Origin of the sequence: Nonomuraea sp. KM90, assembly GCF_052246675.1 — a bacterium.
GTDB lineage: Bacteria > Actinomycetota > Actinomycetes > Streptosporangiales > Streptosporangiaceae > Nonomuraea.
On the sequence record NZ_JBQQCB010000304.1, the window covers coordinates 1 to 3,034 of the forward strand.

The 3,034-nt window shown below is 65.5% G+C and carries 3 protein-coding genes and 1 pseudogene; 1 reads left to right on the top strand and 3 read right to left on the bottom strand.

Features of this window, described 5'->3' with window-relative positions; genetic code table 11:
- Window positions 1-134, top strand: a pseudogene (locus tag ACTWPW_RS63590) (IS5/IS1182 family transposase); the annotation flags it as partial.
- Between the two features lie 348 nt (window positions 135-482).
- Here the strand turns inward: ACTWPW_RS63590 and ACTWPW_RS63595 are convergent.
- The 3 genes from ACTWPW_RS63595 to ACTWPW_RS63605 form a co-directional block, all read right to left on the bottom strand.
- Window positions 483-1,283, bottom strand: coding sequence for a hypothetical protein (locus tag ACTWPW_RS63595; protein ID WP_443174944.1), 801 nt, complete (start codon window positions 1,281-1,283; stop codon window positions 483-485).
- A 399-nt stretch (window positions 1,284-1,682) separates the two neighbouring features.
- The gene (locus ACTWPW_RS63600; protein WP_443174945.1) at window positions 1,683-2,204 is read right to left on the bottom strand and encodes a SigE family RNA polymerase sigma factor; all 522 of its coding nucleotides are present in this window, start codon (window positions 2,202-2,204) and stop codon (window positions 1,683-1,685) included.
- Between the two features lie 115 nt (window positions 2,205-2,319).
- Window positions 2,320-2,541: a hypothetical protein gene (locus ACTWPW_RS63605; RefSeq protein WP_443174946.1), complete on the bottom strand. Its 222-nt coding sequence runs from the start codon at window positions 2,539-2,541 to the stop codon at window positions 2,320-2,322.
- Between the last annotated feature and the right edge of the window lie 493 nt (window positions 2,542-3,034).

The following is a 3,034-nucleotide window of genomic DNA, read 5'->3' on the forward strand; positions in this document are numbered from 1 at the left end:
CCGGGGAACGCGCGAACGCCCAGCTGAAAAGCTGGAAGATCCTCCGCAAGCTACGCTGCAGTCCGAGCAAGGCCGGCCACCTGTGCAAGGCCATCGCCGTCCTCCAGAATCACCGAGTTGCGCAGGCAGCGTGAGGATGAAAAGCGTTCACTGGGTTACCTCACAAAGCTGATTCCGGCCACCCCAACGGTGCCCGGGGGCCGACACCAGGAACCGCGGTTGGCGCTGAGAATGATCACGGTGTACGTGACGCGAACAGATACGCATGTTTCCACCTCAGAGATCGCCTTGACAGATGGAGATCGGCATCTGAGCGACAGCTTCTCCGCCCGTTTTGACCCGGCAGGAACCCTGATCGGCGGCGGGTACATGCTGTCCGCCGGCAGTGAGGGCGATCGGCCCGAGGCCGTCGGCAAGGTCGTGAACGCGGTCATCGCCAAACATCGTGCAACGACGCCTGCTGTGAGGCAGGAAGGCCGCGGTCATATCGCCCCGGGAGGGCCGGGCATGGCGAGACCGAAGATGTCCTGCGCCCGGTACGTGGTGAGTTTCCTGGCCTCGCCGGTCCTGACGTTCACCGCGTAGGCCGTGAAGGTCCGATACGGCGGATCGATCTGCGCGGGCTCGTCGTCCGGCACCCCGGAGGGCGGCCTGCAGCGGACGGACGTCGTCAGGGCCGTGACCTCGTCGGCGCTGCGCCACGTACGCAGGTAGATCTGACTGACGTCAGGCGACAGGCCACGGATGGGGACGGTCTTGCGCTTCTTGCCGGTGAGCGGGTCCATCAGGACGAGGGCGCCCATCTGGCAGGGTTTCTCGGCGGTGCTGCGGTCCTCGACGGCTACGACGGTCTTGCCGTCGGGGGCCAGCGGGCTGAATCTGTAGTGCTGCGGCAGGATGACCGCCGTGGAGTTGCCCGGTGAGGTGGGCGGCCACAGGTTGGAAATCGTGCGCAGCTGAGAGTTGAGCGAGTACTGCGCGAGGGTGATGGTGGCTCCATCCGGTGACAGGCCGATGGGGACCCAGCGGGCCGGAAGTTCGCGGACGACCCTATCGTGCATGTCGAAGAGCAGCGCGGGATGGCTGAACTCGGGGACCTTGCTGAAGGCCACGAACCGGCCGTCGTCGGACAACATCAGCCGCGTCATGCTGTACAGCCAGGTCTTCGGGGGCAGCTTCATCGGCGCCGTGGTCTTCGCGCCCGAGGCCAGGTCGCGGACCTGGAAGGTGCCTTCCTTCGCGCTGTAGTATGCGATCTTGCGGCCGTCCCCGCTGATCGCCAACGGGCTGTCCCGCAAGCCGGTACGACCAGGGCTGAGGCTCGGCAGTGCCTCCGGCAGGTGGTAGGGTCCTGCCACTGCGGGTGACCACTCGCCAGCCCCCGTCCTGGCAGTGTGACGGAGCCTTCCCGCTGATTGGCCTGTAGAAGGTCTTGTACGCGTGGCTCAGCGGCCCCACCCCACGCGCGGGCAGGTCATCCCCGCCCGAGGTGGCCGGAGTGGGAGCCTGCGGCAGCAGCCGCACGGCGAGCGTCCCACCGAGCGCGGTGACCACGACCATGGCCGCCGCGAGGAGCGAGATCGCGGTACGCCGCCTGCGGTCGCGCGTGGCGATCGTGCGTTCGGCCAGATCCACCCGTGGTGACTCGTCGGCCAGGTCGACGAGCACATCCCGCAGCCACGTCATCGGTAGACCTCCTCGGTATCCAGGCCGGCGAGCTTCGGCGCCAGGCCGGGCGCTAGCTCGCGCAGGCGGGCCAGCGCGTAGTGGGTCTGGCTCTTCACCGTCCCGATCGAGCAGTTCATCAGCTCAGCGGTCTCCCGTTCCGTGCGGTCCTCGTAGTAACGCAGCACGATCACCGCCCGCTGCCGGGGCGGCAGCCCCATGAGGGCCTGGCGCATGACGAGCCGTACGAGGGTGGAGTTCTCGCTCGAGTACGGCCGGTCGGGCGGTTCGGCGGCCGGGAACTCCGCCCTGACCCGGCGCCGCCGCCACGAGATGTGCTGGTTCACCAGCGCCTTACGCGCGTACGCCTCGGGGCGCTCGACGTGCGACAACCGGGACCAGTGCCGCAGCACCTTCAGCAGGACGCTCTGCAGCAGGTCCTCGGCCTGGTGGGCGTCTCCCGTGAGCAGGTACGCCGTGCGCATCAGCGCATGCTGGTGCGCGGCGACGAACTCACGGAAGCTGTCATTGCGATCCAAGACGACTCCTCTCGACCGTTACGACGCCGGGGAGGAGTGCAAAGGTTCGGTCCGCGCTAGAAGTGGTGAAGGCATGTACCGAGTCAGACGCCCCAACCGGGTGGATCGTCGCAGGTCACTCCACGCGACCACCCGACTTATTGACCAGATTGAACGCGTCCTGGAGATCAACCAGCTGATCACCGTCACCAAGAAAGTCGTCGAAGCAGCCCGCGGAAACCTCGTGATCGGAATCACGTGACTGCCGCGCAACCACCCCCGCACCCGAGCCCTGCCACAGGCCAGAACCAAGCCGAACCCGCTGCCCGCCAGCCCTCACGCCGGCGGGCAGCAGCATGTCTACATCCCAGGCTCCGCGGCCCTGGCGAACGCCCAGCTGAAGAGCTGGAAGATCCTCCGCAAGCCACGCTGCAGCCCAGTAAGGCCGGTCGCCGCCGCATCGCCGTCCTTCAAAACCACCGCACTATACAGGCCACTTGAGGAGGGAAAAGGCTGATCGAGGATGATGGAGCGCCGGAGGTCAATAAATCATTCGCGTGACTGCCAAATTTCGCCTGTTTCCCGCCACAGTCAGTGACGGGATGTCAGACCCCGGTTCTTCTTCGGCTCTCAGGCTGTCGCAGCTGGCACGAAACCATCGGAAAATGGCATTTTGTATGTTGCTGGTTCCGCAGGGTAAGCGGCAAGATAGATTTGAGGGATTCTAAGCCTGGATCCACCGCTGGGAATCTGACAAAAGAACTGTGAAATAGGGCGAGGTGCCCTTTGGCCTGGGAAGATGGGAGTTCTCTACGCTCCAGCAACCCAAATCAGAAGGACACCTCGTACGT

Excerpts from the sequence above, each read along its gene's own strand:
- ACTWPW_RS63605 (WP_443174946.1), bottom strand. The coding sequence starts at position 2,541 with ATGCTGCTGCCCGCCGGCGTGAGGGCTGGCGGGCAGCGGGTTCGGCTT.